General features: G+C 74.7%; 13 protein-coding genes. 8 read left to right on the top strand and 5 right to left on the bottom strand.

Going from position 1 to position 21,656, the window contains the following annotated elements:
- Positions 1–4 precede the first annotated feature (4 nt).
- The 5 genes from O7599_RS16855 (at position 5) to O7599_RS16835 (ending at position 8,235) form a co-directional block, all read left to right on the top strand.
- On the top strand, positions 5–1,399 hold the full coding sequence (locus O7599_RS16855) for a citrate:proton symporter (RefSeq protein WP_281622975.1): 1,395 nt from the start codon (positions 5–7) through the stop codon (positions 1,397–1,399).
- Positions 1,396–2,751, top strand: a complete 1,356-nt coding sequence (locus O7599_RS16850) for an acyclic terpene utilization AtuA family protein (protein ID WP_281622974.1) — start codon at positions 1,396–1,398, stop codon at positions 2,749–2,751. The genes O7599_RS16855 and O7599_RS16850 overlap by 4 nt, the downstream gene beginning before the upstream one ends.
- Entirely contained in the window at positions 2,751–3,134 is a 384-nt protein-coding gene (locus O7599_RS16845; protein ID WP_281622973.1) for a GNAT family N-acetyltransferase, read from the top strand. Before O7599_RS16850 ends, O7599_RS16845 begins: the two co-directional genes overlap by 1 nt.
- A 233-nt stretch (positions 3,135–3,367) precedes the next feature.
- On the top strand, positions 3,368–7,930 hold the full coding sequence (locus O7599_RS16840) for a DUF6531 domain-containing protein (protein ID WP_281622972.1): 4,563 nt from the start codon (positions 3,368–3,370) through the stop codon (positions 7,928–7,930).
- The gene (locus O7599_RS16835; protein ID WP_281622971.1) at positions 7,930–8,235 is read left to right on the top strand and encodes a hypothetical protein; all 306 of its coding nucleotides are present in this window, start codon (positions 7,930–7,932) and stop codon (positions 8,233–8,235) included. Before O7599_RS16840 ends, O7599_RS16835 begins: the two co-directional genes overlap by 1 nt.
- A gap of 44 nt (positions 8,236–8,279) precedes the next feature.
- Here O7599_RS16835 and O7599_RS16830 read toward each other — a convergent pair whose 3' ends face one another.
- The 5 genes from O7599_RS16830 to O7599_RS16810 are packed head-to-tail and all read right to left on the bottom strand — an operon-like array spanning position 8,280 to position 14,743.
- Positions 8,280–9,287, bottom strand: a complete 1,008-nt coding sequence (locus O7599_RS16830; RefSeq protein WP_281622970.1) for a hypothetical protein — start codon at positions 9,285–9,287, stop codon at positions 8,280–8,282.
- Positions 9,284–11,782, bottom strand: coding sequence for an Hsp70 family protein (locus O7599_RS16825; protein ID WP_281622969.1), 2,499 nt, complete (start codon positions 11,780–11,782; stop codon positions 9,284–9,286). Before O7599_RS16825 ends, O7599_RS16830 begins: the two co-directional genes overlap by 4 nt.
- Positions 11,779–12,387, bottom strand: a complete 609-nt coding sequence (locus O7599_RS16820; protein ID WP_281622968.1) for a hypothetical protein — start codon at positions 12,385–12,387, stop codon at positions 11,779–11,781. The genes O7599_RS16825 and O7599_RS16820 overlap by 4 nt, the downstream gene beginning before the upstream one ends.
- A 29-nt stretch (positions 12,388–12,416) precedes the next feature.
- Positions 12,417–13,607: a hypothetical protein gene (locus O7599_RS16815; protein WP_281622967.1), complete on the bottom strand. Its 1,191-nt coding sequence runs from the start codon at positions 13,605–13,607 to the stop codon at positions 12,417–12,419.
- Positions 13,604–14,743: a serine/threonine-protein kinase gene (locus tag O7599_RS16810; protein WP_281622966.1), complete on the bottom strand. Its 1,140-nt coding sequence runs from the start codon at positions 14,741–14,743 to the stop codon at positions 13,604–13,606. Before O7599_RS16810 ends, O7599_RS16815 begins: the two co-directional genes overlap by 4 nt.
- Before the next feature lie 459 nt (positions 14,744–15,202).
- On the opposite strand from O7599_RS16810, the gene O7599_RS16805 reads away from it, so the two are divergent.
- The 3 genes from O7599_RS16805 to O7599_RS16795 all read left to right on the top strand — a co-directional run bounded on the left by O7599_RS16805 (position 15,203) and on the right by O7599_RS16795 (position 21,637).
- Positions 15,203–17,065: an AfsR/SARP family transcriptional regulator gene (locus tag O7599_RS16805; protein WP_281623413.1), complete on the top strand. Its 1,863-nt coding sequence runs from the start codon at positions 15,203–15,205 to the stop codon at positions 17,063–17,065.
- A 5-nt stretch (positions 17,066–17,070) separates the two neighbouring features.
- Entirely contained in the window at positions 17,071–19,269 is a 2,199-nt protein-coding gene (locus O7599_RS16800; protein ID WP_281622965.1) for a TOMM precursor leader peptide-binding protein, read from the top strand.
- A gap of 487 nt (positions 19,270–19,756) precedes the next feature.
- A complete protein-coding gene (locus O7599_RS16795) occupies positions 19,757–21,637 on the top strand; it encodes a TOMM precursor leader peptide-binding protein (RefSeq protein ID WP_281623412.1) in 1,881 nt (626 codons plus the stop codon).
- Positions 21,638–21,656 lie beyond the last annotated feature (19 nt).

Below are 21,656 nucleotides of genomic sequence, written 5' to 3'. Positions count from 1 at the left end.
CGCCATGGTGAGCGCAGTGGGATTCCTGACCATCGGCGTGATCCTGGCGTTGCTCCTGACCAACCGGGTCACCGCCGTGGTCGCACTCGCCGGGGTGCCGGTCCTCGGCGCGCTCGTCGCGGGCTTCACGCCCTCCGAGATCGGCACGTACGTCGGCGAGGGGCTTGGCGGTGTCGCCGGGGTGGCCGCGATGTTCGTCTTCGCCATCGTCTACTTCGGGGTGATGCGGGACGCCGGGCTTTTCGATCCGATCATCACCAGGATCGTCGCCTTCGCCGGGAACGCGCCGACCACCATCTGCGTCGCGACGACCGTCCTGGCCGTCGCGGCGCACCTGGACGGCGCGGGCGCCACCACGTTCCTGATCACGATCCCCGCCATGCTCCCCCTCTTCGACCGGCTGGGCATGAGCAGGCTGGTGCTGGCCAGTTGCGTCGGTCTGGGGGCGGGCGTGATGAACGTACTCCCGTGGGGCGGTCCCGCCGCGCGCGCCGCCACGACCGCCGAGACCGAGGCCAACGACCTGTGGGTGCCGTTGATTCCGGCCCAGGCGGTGGGCCTGCTGACGGCCGTCCTGATCGCCTGGCTGCTCGGCCACCGGGAGCAGCGCCGACTCGCCGGCGTCCCCCGGCGGGACCGTGCGCAGACGGCCGTCCCCGCCGGCGGGGAGAAGGGCGACCGGAGCGGAGGGCGGCCGTCTTCCGCCCCGCCGTCCGCCGCCCCGCCGTCCTCCGGCGCCGCGGGGAACGAGCCGGCGTCCCGGCTGGAGCGACCTCGCCTGTTCTGGTTCAACGCGGCGCTCACCGTGGCCCTCATCGCCTGCCTGGTCTCCGAGGTCGCGCCCCCCGAGACGCTGTTCATGGCGGCCGTGGTCGTGGCCCTGGTCGTGAACTACCCCGGGATGAAGCGCCAGACGGAGCGCATCGAGGCGCATGCCCGCGGCGCCATGCTGATGGCGACGACCCTGCTGGCCGCGGGGGCGTTCCTGGGAATCCTGGAGGGTACCGGCATGATCGAGGCCATGGCCCGGGACGCGGCTGAACTGATACCCGACGGGGCCGCGCCCGCGCTGCCCCTGATCGCCGGGATCCTCGGGGTGCCGCTGAGCCTGCTGTTCGGCCCCGACGCCTACTACTTCGGTGTGTTGCCGGTGCTGATCGGGGTGGGGGAGGAGTTCGGCGTCAGCGGGGCCGACATCGCTCAGGCGTCGCTGCTGGGCGAGGAGACCATGGGCTTCCCCATCAGCCCGCTGACCGGCTCCTTCTTCCTCCTGGTCGGGCTGGCGGAGGTCGACATCGGCCGGCACATCCGCCATCTGATCGGCTGGGCCTGGCTGGCCAGCGTCGTCATGCTGGCGGCGGCCGTCGCCACGGGCGCGATCCCGCTGTGGGCGTCGTGACGCGGCGTGGGCCCCGGCGCACGGTACGCCTGGGCGCCGGCGCCGGCTTCGCCGGCGACCGCATCGACCCGGCGCTGGACCTGGCGCGCCGGGGCGACCTGGACTACCTGGTCTTCGAATGCCTGGGGGAGCGCACGATCGCCGCCGGCCAGCTCCGGCGGCTGCGGGATCCGGCGTCCGGCTACGACCCCCTGCTGGGCGCGCGTCTGGCCGCGGTGCTGCCGCACTGCCAACGCAGCGGGACGGCCGTGGTGACCAACGCGGGGGCCGCCCACCCCGAAGCGGCCGGCGACCTGGCGCGCCGGCTCGTACGCGACCTCGGGCTGCCCGGGCCCCGCGTCGCGGTCGTCACGGGAGACGACGTCCTCGACGCGGTACGCCGCCTGGACCCCCTCGTCTGGGAGACGGGAGCCCCCGTGTCCGCCGCCGCCGAGGAGCTCATCTCCGCCAACGCCTACCTGGGGGCGGAGGCCGTCACCGAGGCGCTGGAGCTCGGCGCCGGCCTGGTCGTCGCTGGTCGCGTGGCGGACCCCTCGCTCTACCTCGGGCCGCTGATGCACGCCTTCGGGTGGCGGCCGTCCCAGCACGAGGTGCTGGGCCGGGGAACCATGGTCGGACACCTCCTGGAGTGCGCCGGCCAGCTCACCGGCGGCTATTTCGCCGACCCCGTCACCAAGCCCGTCCCCGCCATGGCCCGCCTCGGCTTCCCCTACGCGGACGTCGGCCCCGACGGTACCGCGGTCTTCGGCAAGCTCGCCGGAACCGGCGGGCGCCTGGACGAAAGGACGTGCGCCGAGCAGCTCCTGTACGAGGTGGACGACCCGACCGCCTACGTGACCCCCGACGTCGTCGCCGACCTCAGCCGGGTGACCTTCACCCAGCTCGCCGCCGACCGGGTCGAGGCCCGCGGAGCCATCGGACGGCCACGGCCCGACCAGCTCAAGGTCACGCTCGGGTTCCGCGGCGGCTGGCTGGGAGAAGGGCAGATCAGCTACGCCGGCCCCCGCTGCCGGGAACGGGCACGGCTGGCCGGCGACATCGTGCGCGAGCGTCTGGCCTCGGTGCACGGCCTGGATACCGCGGCGGTCCACGTCGAACACATCGGCGCGGCCGCCGCGTTCCGCGGCCTGGTCGACGTGCCCGACCCGGCCGAGGTGCGCCTGCGCGTCACGGCCCGCGTGCCCACGGCTGACGACGCCGAACTGGTGGGATGGGAAGTGGAATCCCTCTACACCAACGGGCCCGCCGGCGGCGGCGGAGCCCGCCGCGACACCCACGAGGTCCTCACCGTCCGCTCCTGCCTGATCCCCCGCGACCTGGTCACGCCCACGGCCACGCTCCTGGAGCCCTGATGCCCGGACCCATCCTCGACGACCTGGCGGACGTCCGCGCCGGCGACAAAGGCGACACGCTCATCCTCGCGGTTTTCCCGCGCGACGCGGACGCCTTCCGCCTCCTCGCCGACCGGCTCACCGCGCAGGCGGTACGGGACCACTTCCAGCCCCTCGCCACCGGCGAAGTGCACCGCCACCTCCTGCCCGCCCTCCCGGCCCTCACCTTCCGCCTCACCGGCGTACTGGCCGGCGGCGTCACCGTCGCCACCACCCTCGACGGACACGGCAAGACGCTGGGCTACTACCTGCTGACTCTCGAACTCCCACCCGCGGACAGACCCGGGAACCGCAGAACCGACGGCGGATCGCCGGTGACGAAGACGGCGGCGTCAGGCGACTGATCGACACCTGGAACGAGAACCCCCAGCCCTGCACCTGGACCAGACAGCCGACGAGATCCTCCGCGGCCCTTCGTCGCGTACGGCCGGTGCGGGTGCGCCGCACCTTCTCGGCCATCGGTGGAACCGCGTATGCGCCCACAACGTCTCCGTCCTGGACGGTAGTTGAGTGACGTCGTTCGCCGGCTGACGCGGGGGGGCTGGTACCGGTGGGAAGTCGTCCGACGGATTGGCATGTGCTCGACCTGGATGGCGATCCGACGCCGGGGGATCCGGAGCGGGTCAAGCAACTCGCCCGTGAGCTGCACGACTTCGCCGACGATGTGGCGGATGCGCTGCGCCAGATCAAGGGCATGGCGGGCGAGGACGCGCTGCTGCGGTGGGCGGGGAAGACCGCGAAGGCGTTCCAGGACGAGTTCGAAGAGGTCCCGAAGAACCTGAAGAAGCTCCAGCGGTCCTACGACCTGGCGGGCGATGCGCTCGCGGCGTACTGGCCGAAACTGGAGCGTGCGCAGTCGTTGGCGGACAAGGCGCTGGCGAAGGGCCGGGAGGCGCAGAGTGACCTGACCGCGGCCAACGGGCGTCTTGACTCGGCGAACTCCTGGGTGGACCGGGCGACGAAGAAGACCGAGGAGTACGACGAGAAGGAGGGCAAGGAGAAGCCCGACGAGTCGGAGGTGCGCGCCGCCACCCGTAACGCCACCGACGCCAAGTCCGCCCAGTCCTCCGCGCAGTCGGCCGTGGACAACGCCGAGGCCGGTCTCGAAGCGGCCAAGAAGATGGCGGCGGACGCGAAGAAGATGCGTGAGGACGCCGCGGGTGAGGCCAAGGACAAGCTGGAGGAGGCGTCCGACGCCGGTATTCAGAACCGGAAGTGGTGGGAGAAGGCGGTCGACTGGGTCAAGGACAACTGGGACACGATCGTCAACGTCTGCAAGGTGATCGTCGCGGTCCTGGGGATCGTCGTCCTGATCATCGGCGGGCCGCTGGCGTGGGTGGTTCTGGCCGCCGCCCTCGTCGTCCTCGCCGACACCCTCTACAAGTACATGAACGGCCAAGCCTCCCTCTTCGACGTCGCGATGGCCGCCCTCGACTGCATCCCCGGCATGAAGGGGCTGACCTCACTGGCGAAGCTGGGCAAGGGCCTCACGGCGCTCAAGGGCGGCCTCAAGGGGATGGCCCTGGGCGCCAAGGGCCTTGCCAAGGCCGGCGGGCGCGCCATGAAGAAGCTCTTCACCTGCGGTGACCCCGTCGACGTCGCCACCGGCGAACTGGTCATGTCGGCGAACGACGTCAGCCTGCCCGGCACCCTGCCGCTCACCCTGGAGCGCCACCACCGCAGCGGCTTCCGCCACGGCCGGCTCTTCGGCCCCTCCTGGGCTTCCACCCTCGACCAGCAGCTCGTGGTCGACGAGGTGGGCGTGCAGTACCACACCGAGGACGGCATGGTGCTGTACTACCCCGCTCCCGGAGCGGGCGGAGACCCCGTGTTCCCCGTCGAGGGCCCCCGCTGGCCGCTGGAGGTCGCGGAGGCGGCGGAGGCCAAGTCGGGCACGGCAGTCGCAGCAGTCGCATCAGATACGGCAGATACGGCAGGTACGGCGGACTCCGTCGCCGGCGGTGGACTGCTGGTCGTCCGCCGTCCCGAGACCGGTGAGAGCTTCCATTTCCGGGCCGTCCCCGGCCGGCCCGGCTCCGAGTCGGCGCTCACCGCCGTCACCGACCGCAACGGTATCGGTATCTCGGTGCGGTACGACGCCGACGGACTCCCCGCCGAGGTCGTCCACTCCGGCGGCTACCGCGTGGGGGTTGTCGCCGCCCAGGGCCGGATCGCCGATTTCCGGCTGCTCAGCGACCCGGACGAGCCGACCCTCGTCTCCTTCGGCTACGACGAGCACGGCAACCTCGCCGACGTCGTCAACTCCTCCGGTCTCCCGCTGCGCTTCACCTACGACGACGACCACCGCATCACGAGCTGGGAGGACCGCAACCGGACCTCGTACTGGTACGAGTACGACGCCGCCGGGCGCTGCGTCCACAGCTACGGCTCCGCCGGCCTGCTGGACTACTCGTACGTCTACGACGAGCGGACCCGTACCACCACGGCCACCAACTCGCTCGGCGCCACCATCCGTTACGCGTTCGACGACTCGTACCGGCCCGTCGCCGAGACCGACCCCCTCGGCCACACCACCCACCGCACCTGGGACCGCTACGACCGGCTCGCCTCGCTCACCGACGCCCTCGGCCGCTCCACCCGCTTCACCTACGACGAGCAGGGCAACACCACCTCCGTCACGCATCCCGACGGCACGGTCTCGACGGCGGAGTACAACGAGCTGGGACTGCCGGTGGCGGTGCGCACGCCCGGTCGGCGGCAGTGGGAGTACGTCTACGACGACGCCGGGAACATGGTGCGCGCGACCGATCCCACCGGCGCGGCCACCCGGTACGACTACGACGCGGCGGGCAGTCTGGTCGCGGTCTCCGATCCGGTCGGCGGCGTCCGGCGCGTCGTCTCCGACCGGGCCGGCCTGCCGGTGAGCATCATCGACCCGGGCGGCACGACCACCACGTACGAGCGGGACGCGTTCGGCCGCCCGACCGCGGTCGCGGACGCCACCGGGGCCAGGACCGAACTGCGCTGGTCGATAGAGGGGCTGCTGACCGGGAAGACGGGGCCGGACGGCGCGTCCGAGACCTGGACGTACGACGGGGAGGGCAACTGCACCAGCCACGTCGATCCGATCGGCGGCACGACCCGGTTCGGCATCGGCCCCTTCGACGTGGTCGAGGAACGGACCGACCCGGACGGCGCGCGGTACACGTTCACCCATGACTCGGAGCTGCGCCTCACCGAGGTGCGCAACCCGCTCGGCCAGGTGTGGCGCTACACGTACGACGCGGCCGGCCGCACCGTTGCGGAGACCGATTTCGACGGCCGCGAGCACCTGCGCGAGTTCGACGCGGCCGCCCAGCTCACCAAGCGCGTCAACCCGGTCGGCGAGACGCTGGAGCTGCGCTACGACGCGATGGGGCGGCTGACCGGCCAGCGGGCCGGCGGGGCCGAGTCCGCCTTCCGCTATGACGACGCCGGGGAGATGGTGGAGGCCGCCGGCCCGCACGCCGTCATCCGGTGGGAGCGGGACCTCCTCGGCCGCATTCTGACGGAGACGGTCGACGGGCGGCAGTTGCGGTTCTCGTACGACGCGGCCGGCCGCCGGGTCGACCGGCTCACCCCCGCGGGCTCCTCGTCGTCCTGGTCGTACGACGAGGCCGGGAACCCGGCCCGGCTCACGGTGGACGGCCACACCCTGGACTTCCGCCACGACGCCGCCGGCCACGAGCTCGCCCGGCGGATGGCGGGCGGCCCGGTCGCCGTCACCAGCGAGTGGGACGCGGCCGGCCGGCTCCACGAGCAGGCGCTGGCGGGCGGCGCCGGCGACCGGCCGGCGAAACGGTCCTACCGCTACCGGCGCGACGGCGTGCCCACGGAGATCCGCGACCCCTACCGGGGCCGCGTCGAGATGGCCGTGGACGCGATGGGCCGGATCACGGAGGCGGTCTCCGACGCAGGGACGGAGAACTATTCCTACGACGCGGCGGGCAACCAGGTCGCCGCCGACTGGTCGGGCCAGCCCCACGACGAGGGCGTCGCCGGGGCCCGGAGCTACTCCGGCACGCTTCTCGAACGCGCCGGCGGCGTGCGGTACGAGTACGACGGCGCGGGCCGGCCGCTCGTCCGCCGCCACAAGCGCCTGTCCCGCAAGCCCGACGTCTGGCGGTACGAGTGGGATGCCGAGGACCGGCTCGTGGGGCTGACCACCCCGGACGGAACACGGTGGCGCTACCTGTACGACCCGCTGGGCCGGCGCACCGCGAAGCAGCGGATCGACGACGGCGGCGACGTCGTCGAGCAGACGGTGTTCGTCTGGGACGGCGGCACCCTCGTGGAGCAGACCAGCACGGGCGCGCAACTGCCGTATCCGGTCACCATGACCTGGAACCACGACCGGCACCGGCCGCTCACCCAGTCCGAGCGGATCACGGGCGCCGACGCCCCCCAGGAGATCGTCGATTCCCGGTTCTTCGCCATCGTCACCGATCTCGTCGGCACCCCGACGGAACTCCTCGACGCGACGACCGGGCGCACCGCGTGGCGCACCCGCACGACGATCTGGGGAAACACCGCGTGGAGCAAGGAGTCGACCGCGTACTGCCCGCTGCGCTTCCCCGGCCAGTACTCCGACCCGGAAAGCGGTCTGCACTACAACTACTTCCGCTACTACGACCCGGGGACGGCGCGCTACCTCACCCCGGATCCGCTCGGGCTCGACCCGGCGCCGAACCCGACGGCGTACGTCACGAACCCGCTCGTGTGGTCCGATCCGTACGGCCTGGCGCCCTGTACGATCCTCGCGGACACGGACCTCATGGTGAAGGCCATGCGCGGTCACGCAAACGCGCTCGCGGAGATTCAGAGCAAGGTCGTGAAGATCACCCCGAACCAGCTACGCGAGTTCCTCGACGTCACCAACGGCATGAACGCGCGCAAGGCGTTCCTCAGGGACAACAGTATTTCCGTCATCTCTCCCGCCGACGCCCGCAGATGGGCGTCGAGCCCCGAGTTCAAGGAGATGTTCGGCAAGGTGATGAAGGCGGGCCACTCGCGTGGCGACGCGGCGCTGGTGGCCTTCGCGCGCGCCAGCGGGCTCGAAGCGGTGACCATGGAGAAGCGTCTGTCGAACTTCGTGAACATGACGCTCCAGGTGCCCGACGTGATCCGGAGAGTCACCTGATGGGGATGTACAACTACCTGGACGCGGACATGACGTGCCCGCGGTGCGGGGAGCAGTGCACGGCGGAGATCGAGTTCAAGTTCGGCCTGCTCGACCTCCGCCGGTACGCGGTCGGCGACGCCGTCGACTGGGGCGTGAAGGGCCTGCGCCACCCCCGGAGCCGCCCCCCGAACGGCAACTACGCCGACGAGGGGTACGCCGAGTGCCGGTGCTGCCACAAGGACTACTTCGTGCTCATCCGGGTCGAGGCGGACCGGATCGCCTCGGTCGAGGTGGACCCGACGAAACCCGGTCACATCCCGTAGAAGTCGCGGGGAAGTCGCGTGGGTGCGGCTTCCCCGGGCCTTCCCTACCTCGGGGTGATCACCACCGTCACCGTGCGGTTCCTTGCCGGCTCCTCGTACGGGGCGTTCCGTTGGTCCGCGCTCGCCGTCGTGAACGCCGTCAGCGGCTTGCCGCTGGCCGTGCTGAGTTCGCGGGCCGCGATCAGGGCGCGCCAGAGGGCGACCACCGAGCCGCCGCTGCGGGGGGCGTCGGGGACCGTGGCGGCGTGGCCGTGGATGGCGATGCGGGCCTCCACCGGGGTGAGGTTCTCGCCCAGGGCCGCCAGGCGTTCGGTGCCCTCCGGGGTCAGCTCCGCGCCTTCGGAGAAGACGCCGTCCGTGAAGGCGACCTCCACCCTCGGGCCCCGCACCTGCGGGCGTACGCCCGGGGAGCGGAGTGATGCCGCGAGCCGCGAGGCCGCTTCCTCGCGGGTCGCGGTCGCGCGGGTGCGGTCCGACTCGCGGGCTTGCGCGAGTTCTTTGCGCACCCGCTCCTCGATCTGCTGCGCCGTCGGCGTCTGCGCCTCCGGACGCGCCTGCGCCGGCGGGTCGTCGCCGGTCAGCGCCACCGCTCCCGTCGCCGCCACCGCAACCGCGCACACCGCCGCCACCACCGCCGTACGGGTCCGGTGGCGGGCCAGTGACGCGCGGGGGCCGTCTGCGGTGAGGCGGGTGATGCGGGTGAGGCCGGCTGTGGCGGCGGGGTCGTCGGGGTGGCGGGTCTGGAGGCGGCGCCAGTAGGTGGCCGCCGCGTCCAGTTCGCCGCGCTGGGCGTGGATCCGGGCGAACAGGTCCAGGACGTCCCGGTGTTCGTCCACCGACCGGGCGTCGCGGGACTCCGCCTCGCGCAGGAGGCGGAGCGCTTCGTCCAGGTCGCCCGCCCGCGCCGCCGCGCTGACGCGCGCCACCAGCAGCACCGCCCGCAGCGTGCCCGACGCCGCCGGTGCGGGTGCTTCTGCCGGTGCCGGGCCGCCTGCCGCTGCCGTGTCGTCCCGTCCCGTGCCGCCCACCGCCGGGCTTGTGTCCGTGCTCACCTGACCCCGCCCTCCTTCCTCCCCATCCCGTCCCCCACCTCCGGCGGCAGCAGCCGCCGGAGCCGCTGGTTCACCCCCGGGAGCGCCCCCCGGTCACCCGCCGCCATGGCCCTCCTGCCGTCGCGGATCGCCGCGTCCGCCTGGCTGCGCGGGTGCATCTGGTCGCGCATCTCGACCAGCGCGTTGAACACCACGAAGTCCCACTCGTCCGTCCGCCGCAGCAGCTCCACCTGGAACTCCTCGGCGCGCTTCAGCAGCTTCTCCAGGTCCGCCGGCGTCGCGTCCGCGCCCGGCGCGCTCGCGCGGGCGCGCAGGTTCTCCAGCTCCCGCCGGTCGGACGGGGTGCCGCCGACCTGCGCGATGATCTCCCCGCAGGCGCCGAGCACGTCCCACAGCCGGCGTTCCAGGCCCGGGATCTCGATGGCCGCCTCGATGTCGTCGAGTTCGGCCTCCAGATCGCGCATCCGGCGGTCGCTGGTCACCGCCGCGCCCGTGTCGACGCCGGCGGCGTCCACTTCCCTGCCGAGCTGCGTGAGGGGCCGGTGCTCCTCCAGCTTCTCCAGCCGGGCCCTGGCCTGCTCGGCGTGCTCGGACTCCGCGGCGTCCTTCAGGCTGCGTACGCGCTGCCGCAGGCGCCCCAGCCGGTCCGCCAGCTCGTGCTGTGCCGGCGCGAGGAGTTCGGTGCGGTTGATCGTCGCCTCGAACTGCTGCTGGACCAGCGGGATATGGGCGGTCACCAGGGCTTCCCGGCTGCTCGCCTCGATCTCGAACGTCACCTCGACCTCGCTCTCCGCCGGCAGGTCGATGCGGACGTCGCGCGGCCGGATCTCCAGCAGCCCCACCCGCGTGTTGCGTTCGGCGCGCGGCCGTTCCCCCTCCAGCAGCGGGATGCGGATCACCGCGTCCGGCTCCGAGCGGTGGAGCGGGATCGTGGTCCGGTAGATCTTCGTCACCTCGGCCGGAAGCGTGGTGCCCTTGCGCAGCAGCGGGTCGAACGAGCCGTCGGCCCGGCCGATGCCGAGGGTGCCCGTCAGCACGGCCTCGCCGGGGACGACCTTCGCGTGCGTGATGGACAGGCCGTCGCCGGCGAGCCTCTGGCGCGTACCGGAGGCGTCGGTCAGCTCGACGGTGAAGCGGGACGTGACGCCGGCCGTGAGGGCGACCTCGGTGTAGAAGGTGCCGTCCTGGCTGAGCGCGGTACGCGGGCCGCGGAACGGGGGTTTGCCGTCCGGGTTGGAGACCACGACGGCGTACCGGGTGAAGTCCACCGCGCTGCCGCTGGTCACCTTGCCGGACACCGGGATGTCGGTGGTGTCGACCGTCTGCGTGGGGTGGTTCAGCTCGACCGCGAACTCGCCGGGGGCCGCCACCCGCGCCTTCCTCGGCCGCCGTACGGTACGGGCGAACGCCGCGGCGCCGCGGGCCACCACCGTGGTGGGGTCCTGGCTGTGGTCCACGGCGATGCCCAGCCCGGTGTCCGGGTCGGTGAGCAGTGCGCGCAGCCCGGGGCTCAGCGTCGAGCCGCCGGCCAGCAGCAGCCGGTCGATGTGCTCGGGGCGCAGCCCGCTCTCGGCCAGCGCGTCCCGGCAGAGCTTGATCGCACGGGTGTAGAAGGGCAGCGCGAGATCGTCGAGTGCGCCCCGGGTGAGGGTGAACTCGAAGTTCTCGGTGCCGCCGTCCCCGTTCTCCAGATCGCAGCCGATGTCGATCCGCTCCATCCGGGACAGCGCGATCTTCGCGTTCTCCGCCTCCGCCTTGAGCTTGGCGAAGTTCGCCATCCAGGCGGGGTTGCTCCGGGTGAAGTCGGGCAGCCCCAGGTCGCGTCGGACGGCGGGGACGAGCAGGTCGTCGACGAGCGCCCAGTCGATCAGCTTCCCGCCGAGGTACGGATCGCCGGCGTGCTGGATGAGCTGCAGCTCGCCGTCGCGCTTGCTCATCACCGCGGCGTCGAACGTGCCGCCGCCGAGGTCGAACACCATCCAGTGGGCGGAGTCCGCGGTGTCCTGCACGCCGTACGCGATGGCGGCGGCCGTCGGCTCCTGCACCAGCGGGCAGTGCTCGCTGAGCCCGGCCAGGGCGGCGGCCTCGGAGGTGGCGGTGTTCTGGTTGAGGGCGAAGGCGGCGGGCACGGTGATCACCGCGACCTCCGGCGCGTGGCCGGTCTCGGCCGCGACGTCCTGCCGCAGCGACTTCAGCACCTCGGCGGACAACTGCTCCGGGGTGAGCGACACTCCGGCGCGCGCGAACCGGCGCGCCGCCCCGGCCACCCCCATCTCCAGCTTGAACTCCGCGTGCGCGTTGGCCGGGTCGGACTCCGTGCGCTCCTTGGCCCGCCGGCCCACGTGCACGATGTCCTTCTTGGGGATGTAGACGGCGGAGGGGGAGTAGTCCCACTGCTCGTTGTTCTTGACGATGCGTACGCCGCCGTCCTCCGCCACCGCGATCGCGCTGTTGGTGGTGCCGAGGTCGATGCCGTAGTCGATGGTCTCGCTCACGCCGGGGTCTCCTTGGTCGTCTCTGCACCGGGGGTCTGCGGCGGCCTGCCGACGATGACCTGGCCCATCTGGATGCGCCGGCCGCGGAAGTAGACGGACGGCCGTACGGTCTCCAGCACGACCTCGCGGGTCAGCTCCGGGTCGTCCTGGAAGACCAGCGCCTCCAGGGAGAGACCGGAGTCGAACGGCTCGCCGTCGTGCTCCTGGATCTCCAGCCCGTCGTCGGCGAGCGCCTGGCGGCTGGCGCGGACCTGGAGCCGGACCTGCCGCAGGTCGGCGGGCGAGAGCGAGCCGACGCCCTGGTCCAGCTTGCGCAGCGCGCGCCAGATGCCGGTGGCCGCGCCCACCAGGGCGCCGGAGCCGGCGGCTTCTGGGCCGGTGCCGGAACCGGCGTCCGGTCCGGCGCCGGGAGCGGGTCCGGCGGCGTCGGCCGCGGACGCCGCCAGCGCCTCCGCCGCCTCCACCTCCGCCAGGACCTCCGCGACCCACGCCCGCTGGGCCGGGTCGAGCGGTGGCGGGGGGACGCGGAACTCGGGCGGCTGGCGCCACTGCCCGAGCGCGGCGCGCACGCGCCCCCTCGTCGAGCGGCGCGCGTGCTGTGTCATCGGAGCCGTTCCTCGGGTGGCGTACGACTTCATGAGGCGAACATTCCGGCGAGGACGAACCCGCCGATGATGATGCCGGTCGCCCAGGCCGCTCCCGCCGTCAGACCGGCGACGACCCCGCCGACGATGGTCAGCAGCATCAGGACGCACCCCGCGCACTCGCTCGGCTTGAGCTGCTGGGCGCCCGCGGGGGCGTGGCCGGTCCGTACGGCCGTCAGGTTCTGGTCGATCTGCGCCTGGTCGCGAGTCGGGGCGATCCTGCTCGCGGCCTCCATCACCTCGACGAGCCTGCTGCGGAACGGTCGCTGCAGGCCCGCCTCGCACATGCCGAGCGCGACGTTGTTCAGCGCCACGGTGACCGTGTGCGCCATCTCCTCGGACCGCGACTCCGAGACGAACTTCTCCAGCGACTCGAACTCCGCGTACGCGGGCAGCACCCGCTGCTCCAGGGTCTCCAGCGCGTCCGCGTGCTGTCCCGCCTCGTGCCGCTCACCGGCGGTGCGCAGCGCGTCCTTCAGCCGGTCGGCCGTCTCCTCGACGGTGTCCTCGAAGACGTCGGGGAGCGGCGTGGCGAAGACCGGGTACTCCGCCCAGTCGGCGCAGACCTCCGCCAGCCGCGGCCGGACGGACCGGTCGTCGGCGAGTTCGGCGAAGGGGGAGAGCAGCAGCCGGGGGAGACCGGCCAGGAAGTCGTCCGGGGAGTGGTCGTCGAGCCGGGGGTCGGCCAGGGCCGTCATGCGGTGGGCGATGTGGGCGCGCAGGCCGGGGGAGTCGAGCAGCCTCGCCCAGCCCGCGGCGGCGTCGGTCCAGTACCGGGCGTGCCCGGTCGACGGCAGGTCGGCCCGGCCGGTCTCCGCCTCGATCGCCGTCAGGTGCGCGCCCACGGCCTCGTCGTGCCGCTCGTGCGCCGCGGGGGCGCAGCCGCAGCCCAGGTCGGCGTCCCCCCAGTACCACGTCAGCTCGTCCACGAGCCGGCGCCGGGGGTCCTGGAACTCCTCGAAGGCCAGCCGCACTTCCTCCTTGCGGTACCCGTCCCGCACGGGCGAGCGGGCGTCGCCCCGCCAGGTCCTCTCGACCGCCAGCCGGGCGTCGAGGCGCTGTCTCTGCCGCCGTACCGCGGGGCCCCGGGCGTCCACGGGCAGCCCGGTGACGGCGAAGATGTTCCTGCGGTACAGCCGCAGACCCGCCAGGTCCGCGAAGCGGGCCGGGGACTCCTTCACTGCATGACTCCTCTGCGCCAGGTCGTGAGCCGGGTCAGATGCCGCTCCCGCAGGCGGGGGTGGCGGCTGAGGGCTTCTTCGAGTCGGTCGGCCGCGTCGGCCAGGCGGCCGGGGACGCGGGAGAGTGCGAGGGCGGCGCGTACGAGCTCCTCCGCGGTCGGCGCGGGCTCCGCGGGTTCCGCGGGCGGCACAGGCGGCGCGGGCCGTGCGGGCGGCGCCGGGGCCTCGGCGGGGGACAGCGGTGGCGGTGCCGCGGGCCGCGGGGCGGCGCGTTCCGCCACCTCGCGCATCGCGGGCCGTTCGCCCGGGTCGACCCGCAGCATGTCCGCGACGAGCCACTCCAGCTCCGCGTCCGCGTCGTCGTTGAAGTCGCCCGGCGGGCGCAGCGGGTGCTCGAACCGGTCCGGCGAGAAGGACCGCGCCGGGTCGTCCGCGTCGTACGGGAAGCGGTTCGTGAGCAGGTAGTACACGATCGTGCCCAGCGCCCAGACATCCCCGGCGCAGGTGTAGCCGCGGCCGCGGATGAGCACCTCGGGCGGCATGTACGCGACCGTGCCCTGCGCGCTCGCCGCCCGGGTCACCGGGTCGGTCTCCCGCGCCAGCCCGAAGTCGCTCACCTTGACCAGCGGTCCCGACTCCTCGTACGCGACGAGCACGTTGGCCAGCGACAGGTCCCGGTGCACGACCGGCGGCTGCCGCTCGTGGGCGACGGACAGGCCGTCGGCGGCCTGCCGCAGCACGGCGGTGACCCGGGGGACGGGCACGACGCCCCCGTGGCTCTCGACCAGCCGTTCCAGGCTGCCGCCGGCCACGTACTCCATGGTGAAGTAGCCGCGCACGCCCTCCGCCGTGTCCACCGTGCCGGCGTCGAACACCCGGATGATGCTGGGGTGGCCGAGGGTGGAGAGGATGCGCGCTTCGTCGAGCCTGCTGAAGTTGGCGCCGAGGGAGGCGCCGTGCTTGAAGAGCTTGAGTGCCTGCCAGCCCAGCACGTGGTGGCGTACGCGGTACACCTCGGCGAACGCGCCCTCGCCCAGCCGGCGATCGACCACCAGGCCCTCGTGGACCCGCTGGCCGGGGGTGAGCAGGGGTTCCCGCGCGCCGGTCGCGCCGTCCGTCGTGCGGTATGCCGCCATCGGCGCGCTCCCCCTCTCCCCCTGCGTGCCAGCGGTCGCGGAGCCCTCCGGGCGGACGTACGGCCGGTGCCCGGCGGCCCATCGCAACCGTTGTAGCGCGGCGGGCCCGGGACCCCTCCCGCGCTCGGGGCGGGGGGCGGTGGACGCGCGCTGGACCCGCGGTGGACGCGCGGTAGAACGCCGGTTGGCCGGCGGTTGGCGGGCGGTTGCGCGCGGTCCCGCTTCGGGGGGATCTGGCCGCTTGCTGCGCGCGCCCGTGCAGGTTCATGACAGCTTCGAGCCTGCCAGGAGGCGGTATACGCGGGTAGCGTCGCGGGCGTCCTTCCGATCCCCGCACAGGACACAGGTGGTTCGCATGACGACCCCGATCACGCTCCCACCCCCGCCGGCACTCCCCGCCCCCGCTCCCGTCCCCTGCTCCTGCGCGTCCGGCGGTCCCCGGGCGCGCCGGTGAGCGCGGTGCGGTTCCAGTTGCTCGGGCCGCTGAGCATGAGCGACGGCCGCGAGACCGTCGTCCTGCACCCCTCCAAGCCGGCCAACCTGCTCGCCGCCCTGCTGCTCAACGCGGGCGGCATCGTCTCCGTCGACTACCTGCAGCGCATGGTCTGGGGCGACGAGCAGCCGGCCACCGCGCGCGCCGCGCTCCAGACGTGCGTGCTGCGGCTGCGGCGGCTCTTCGCCAAGCACGAGGTGGTCGACACCCCCATCGAGGCCGTGCCCGGCGGCTACCGGATCACCGCGGACGCGCGCTCCCTCGACCTCGTGGAGTTCCGCGAGCGGGTACGGCGCACGCGGGAGCCGGGGCTGCCGGCCCAGGCGGCGCTGGGGGCGCTGGAGGGGGCGCTGGCGCTCTGGCAGACCGGGGTGCTGGCCAACGTACGGTCGGAGGCGATCCACCGCGACGAGGTGCCGCGGCTGCTGGAGGAGCGGCTGCGGGTCGTGGAGCGCCTCTGCGACCTGCGGCTGGAGCTGGGTCTGTGCGGGCAGGCGCTGGTGGACCTGTGGAGCGTCACCCGCGCGCACCCGGACCACGGCAGGTTCCGGGAGCAGTTGATCGAGGCGCTGTACCGCACGGGGCGGCAGACGGAGGCGCTGGCGGAGTACCGCGGCTTCAAGGCGTACCTCGCGGACGGCCTCGGCGTCGGGCCCTCGGTCGCGCTGCAGCGGCTGGAGATGTCGATCCTGCGCGGCGAGGACCTGGGACCGGCGACCGAGCCGCCCGCTCGGGCGGTGCTCCCGGCCGCCGCGCCGGCCGCGCCCGCGCCGCCCCCCGACCCGCCCGGGCTGCCGCCGGTGCCGTGGTTCACCGGGCGGGCGGAGGCGGTGGCGACGCTGCGGCGGCGGCTCACCGCGGAGCCGGACGACTCGGGTACGCCGGTGGCCGAACTCGTCTGCGGCGGGCCCGGGATCGGCAAGACCGCGCTCGCCCAGCAGATGGCGCACCTCGTACGCGACCACTACCCGGGCGGGCAGACGCTGGTCCCGATGGCGGCGCCGGACGGCTCGCCCCGCGGCGCCGCGGAGGTCGTCGACGAGGTCGCCGCCCGCCTGGGCGCGCGCCCGGAGGCGCGGGCGCTGCTGATCCTGGACGACGTGGTCGACGCGGCGCAGGCCCGCGACGTGCTGGCCGCGGTCCCCCGGCCCGGGGTGCTGCTCACCAGCCGGCTGGGGCTCGCCGGGCTGGTCGCCACCCACGGCGTACGGGTCCACCGCCTCGGCGCGCTCCCCGCCGCGGAGGCGCGGGAGTTGCTGACGGCGGTGCTGGGCGCGGAACGGGTGGCCGACGAGCCGGGCGGTGCGGCGGAGCTGGCCGAGGTGTGCGGCCACCACCCGCTGGCGCTGGTGATCGCCGCCGCCCGGCTCGGCACCCGCCCGGCGCTGCGGCTCGGCGACTGCGCCCGCTGGCTGGCCGACGACCCGCTGGGCCGGCTGTCGCTCAGCGGCCACCCGCGGATGTCGGTGGTGGACCTCTTCGACGCCGCGCTCGACCGGCTCGACCCCGCGCTCGCGGCGGCGTACGTCGCGCTCGGCGCGCTCGACGCACCCGGCTGGGACGCGGCGGACGGCGCGGCGGTGCTGGGGTTGCCGGTCGCGGAGTGCGAGGCGGTGCTCGAACGGCTCGCGGACGCGGGGCTGGTGGAGGACGGACCGCCGGGCCCGTACCACCCGCATCCGCTGCTGCGGCTGCACGCGCGGCTGGTGGCGGGGCGCAGCGGCGACCCGCCCGGCCGCTCCGACGCGACCGGGCAGCCGCCCCAGTCGTCCCAGCCGCCCCCGTCCTCCCAGCCGAACCGGACCAGTCAGCCGAGACAGAAGGTGTGAGAGGGATGCCACGAGCGTTCGACGACCTGGCCGGGATGCGGCCCAGGCTGCGCCGGGACGTGCTGTTCACCCAGACCCCCGGCGGCGTGCTGTTCCACAACGCGGACGGCGGCTTCCACCTGGCCGGGCGTACGGCGTACCGCTTCGCCTCCCTGATCGTGCCGCACCTCGACGGCAGCCGCCCGCTCACCGACATCTGCGCCGGACTCGGCGCACCGCAGCGGGCGATGGTCGCCGAGCTGGTCGGCTCGCTGGTGGAGCGGGACTTCGCCCGCGACGCCGCCCCGGCCGTGGAGCCGGGCCCGCCCGCCGCGGTCGCGGAGCGCTTCGCGGCGCAGATCGCGTACGTCGACCACTACGTGGACGAGGCCGCGGCCCGCTTCGCGCGCTTCCGCGACACGCGCGTCGCGGTCCTCGGCACGGGCGAGGCGGCGCGCTGGTGCGTGCTGGGTCTGATACGCAACGGGCTCGCCGAAGTCGCCGCGGAGGAGCGGCCGGAGGCGGCGCTCGCGGAGGCCGACGAGCTGACCGCCGCCGGCTCCCCGGCCGTGCTCAGCGCCGTGGACGCCGGCGCGCTCTCCTCGTACGGGGTGCTCGTCGTGACCGGCGCCGACGCGCCCTCCCGCACCCACGCCCTGCTGCGCGCCGGCCTCGCCGAGGGCCAGCTCCTCATCCCCGCCTGGACGTTCGGCGACCGCGTCGTCGTCGGCCCCCGCTCCGGCGGGCCGGCCGCCGGCTGCCTCGGCTGCACCCTGCTGCGGCTCGGCGACACCACCGACCCGGCGGTCGCGGCGGCGCTGCTCGCGGAGCTGGCGGGGGTGGCGGAGCCGGCCGCGGTCCCCGCGGGCGGGGCGCTGGCCGGGCCGGTCGCGGCGATGGTCGGCAACCTGCTCGCGTACGAGGTCTTCCGCACCGTCACCGGCGCGCTGCCCGCGGAGACCGAGGGCCAGGTGCTCATCCAGGACCTGGACTCCCTCGACGTCGTCGCCGAGCCGCTGCGCCCGCACCCGCGCTGCCCGCGCTGCGCCGCGCCGGGCCGGGTCCCCGGGGCGGACGGCGCCGCGCCGCGGCCGGAGGAGCTGACGGTCGCGCGGACGGTGACGGTGGAGACGGCCCGCGACGCGGAGGAGCTGGTCGCCGGGCTCAACCGGCTCGGTGACGCGCTCGTCCGCCCGCACGTCGGGGTCTTCACCCGCTACCGCGACGAGGAGCTGACCCAGACCCCGCTGAAGGCCAGCCGGATCGAGGTGCCGCTCGGCGCGGCGGGCCCGCGGCTGGTGGCGGCGTTCGATGTGCACCACCTGGCGGGCGCCCGCGGGCGCGGGCTGCGCGCGGCGGCGACGCTGTACGCGGAGCACGCCGCGCCCGTACGGCCGCTGCCCGGACTGCCGGCGGGGATGCGGCGGCTGGGGCCCGAGGCGCTGGCCGCCGACGGGGGCTCGGGGGTGACGGCGGAGGGGGTCACGTCGTGGGTGCGGGTGACGTCGCTGCTGACGAAGGACGAAGTGGCCGTGTCGGCGGCGGCGTTGTGCCCGTCGGGTGCGGCCAACCGCGACGGTCTCGTGCTCCGCGGAGCCTGGGGCACGGGTGCGGGCGAGTGCGCGGGCGAGGCGGCGGGGCACGCGCTGCTGTCGGCGCTGGCGCACGAGGCGTTGCTGCGCGCGGTTCGGGACGGTCACGGGGTCGCCCCGGTCCGCGCGCAGCCGGCGCCGGACGATGCGGAGTGGGTGTTCCTGGTGCGCTCGGCGGAGACGCTGGGGGTGGGGGTGGAGCTGCTGGACCTGGGGGAGTCGGCACGCAGCGGGGTGTCGGTGGCGCTGGCCCGGGAGCCGGGCGTGGCCGCGCGCTGGGCGGCGGGGGCGGCGCTGACCCCCGCGGGGGCCGCGGTGGCGGCGCTGCGGGACCTGCTGGGGCAGGTGCAGTTGGCCGCGGAGACGGGGACGGCGCCGGACACGGGCGACGGGCTGCTGCCGGACCTGGCGCCCGGTGCGATAGCGCCGTCCGGCGCGGGCGGCGGGTTCGACGGGTCCGGCGGGGCGGCCGGGGCGGGAGCGGCCGTGACGTTCCCTGCTGTCCTGGACCGCCTCCGGGCCGCGGGGCGCGACGTGTTGTGGCACGACACGACGCCGGCCGACCTCCGCTCGGCGGGCCTGCACACGGCACGGGTGCTGCTCACCAAGGAGACCCCCGGTGCAGGCCACTGACCCCGGGCCCCCGCCCGCCCCGGCACCGGGTGCCCCGGCCGCGGACCCGTGGACCGCGGGGTGCGCCGCGCTGGCGGCGGACCTGACGGCCCGGCTGGCGGCGTTGCTCGACGCCCCACCGCGGGTGGAGGTGGCCCCGCTGGCCCTGACGAACGCCTTCGCCCCACCGCCGGGGGGCGGGGGTGCGGCGGTGCCGGAGGGCGCGGGCAGTGTGTCCGGGGCGGGTTCCGGGGCGTCGCGGGTGGCTGCTGCGGACGGCGGTGGGCCGTCGAGTGATTCGGCCGGACTTCCCGCGGCGCGTCCGCGCGCCGTCGCGTCCGCGGCGCGTACGGCCGCCGCATCCGCCGCCGGCGTCGCCCGGGCGGAGCCCGGGGCACCGCCGCGCAGCGCTGCCGCGCCGCCGGAGGGCGGTGAGGGCGCGGCTGTCGCGACGAGCGGGGTTGCCGCCGATGGCGGGCGTGCCGCCGCCCCCGCGGGGGCGGTTCCGATTCGCCTTTACGGGCGGCACGCCGTCGTGGGGCCGCTCCCCGCGCCCGGCGGCCGCGGGTGCGTGCGGTGTCTGGAGCGGCGGTGGCAGGCCGCGCGGTCGCGGCAACTGCGGGAGGCCGTCGAGTTGGGGGGCGGTACCGGGGCCGCCGGGGTGCCGCCGCAGTGGGCGCCGTTCGCCGCCGGCGCGCTCGCCGGCGTCGTGGCCGCGGCCGTCTCCGCCGGCACCCGCGACCGGGCGGCCCACCCCGCCGCCGGCACCCGCACGGCGGATGCCCGTACCGAGGGCTCTCCTTCCGCCGACTCCCGCGCCGCCGACTCCCGCGCCGCCGACACCGGCACCGCCGACACCACCGGCACCGACGACGCCCCCTCCGCCGCCTTCCCCGGCGTCTACCAGGTCGACCTCGTCGACCTCACCGTCCGCCGCTACCCCCTCGTCCCCGACCCCGAGTGCCCCGCCTGCGGACCCCGCGAGCGGGATTCCGCGGACGCCGCCGTCCTCGACCTCGCACCCTCGCCCAAGTACCGCCCCGGCGCCTTCCGGACCCGGGCGCTCGCGGACTACGACCTGCCCGTCGAGGCGTTCGCCAACCCCGTCTGCGGCGCCCTCGGGCCCACCGTCGTCCTGGACGTCTCCTCCACCTCCACCTCCGCCACCATCGGCTGCTTCTCCCTCCGCTCCGGCGACTACCTCCGCGAGACCTTCTGGGGCGGCCACGCCGACACCTTCCGCGACAGCCTGCGCATCGGCGTCCTGGAGGGCCTGGAGCGCTACGCCGGGATGCGTCCCCGCGCCCGTGCCACCACCGTGCGCGCCAGCCTCGACCAGCTCACCGCCGCCGGCCGGCCCGCGCTCGACCCCCGCCGCTGCGGCCTCTACGCCCCCGAGTTCCACGCCGCCACGGGCATCGCCCCGTTCACGCCCGAGCGCGAGGTCTCCTGGGTCTGGGGCTACTCCCTGACCGAGCGCCGCCCGCTGCTCGTGCCCGAGGTGCTGACGTACTACCACACCCCCGGCCTCGCCGACCGCTTCGTGCAGGAGAGCTCCAACGGCTGCGCCTCCGGCGGCTCCGCCGCCGAGGCCGTCTACTACGGCCTCATGGAGGTCGTCGAGCGCGACGCCTTCCTCCTCGCCTGGTACGGGCGGCAGCCGCTGACCGAACTGGACCCCGCCTCCGCCGCCCGCCCCGCCACCCGGCAGATGGTGGCGCGGCTGGAGATGTACGGCTACCGCGCCCGGTTCTTCGACGCCGCCCTGACCTTCCCCATCCCCGTCGTCACCGGCGTCGCCGAACGCCACGACGGCGGGCCCGGCCGGATGTGCTTCGGCGCCGGCGCCGGGCTCGACCCCGAGGCGGCGCTCGCCTCCGCGCTGGACGAGATCGCCACCGACGCCGTCAACCTCGCGGGCCGTACGGAACGCGAGGAGTCCCGGCTGCGGGCGATGGCCGCCGACTTCGGCCTGGTCGCCGCCCTCCACGACCACCCGCTCGTCTACGGGCTGCCGGAGATGGCCCGCCACGCCGAGTTCCTGCTCAGGCCGCGGGGACGGCCCGTCCCGCTGCGGGAGCGGTACGGCGCCGGGCGCACCCTGCCCGTCTCCGACGACCTCGCCGACGACGCCGCGGCGTGCGTGGCGGCGGTCGCCGACGCCGGGTTCGAGGTGATCGTCGTCGACCAGACCCTGCCCGAGCAGCGGGAGCTGGGGCTGTGGACGGTCAGCGTGCTCGTACCGGGGCTGCTGCCCATCGACTTCGGCTGGTCCCGGCAGCGCGCGCTGCGGATGCCCCGGCTGCGTACCGGGCTGCGCGAGGCCGGGCTGCGCGACCACGACCTCACCGACGCCGAGCTGAACCCCGCCCCGCACCCCTTCCCCTGACGACGCCGCCGGCCCACGA

The sequence above is a fragment of the Streptomyces sp. WMMC500 genome (assembly GCF_027497195.1).
Taxonomy (GTDB): Bacteria; Actinomycetota; Actinomycetes; order Streptomycetales; family Streptomycetaceae; genus Streptomyces.
Note: the sequence above shows the minus strand (reverse complement) of the source record. Positions and strands in the feature narration are given on the sequence as shown.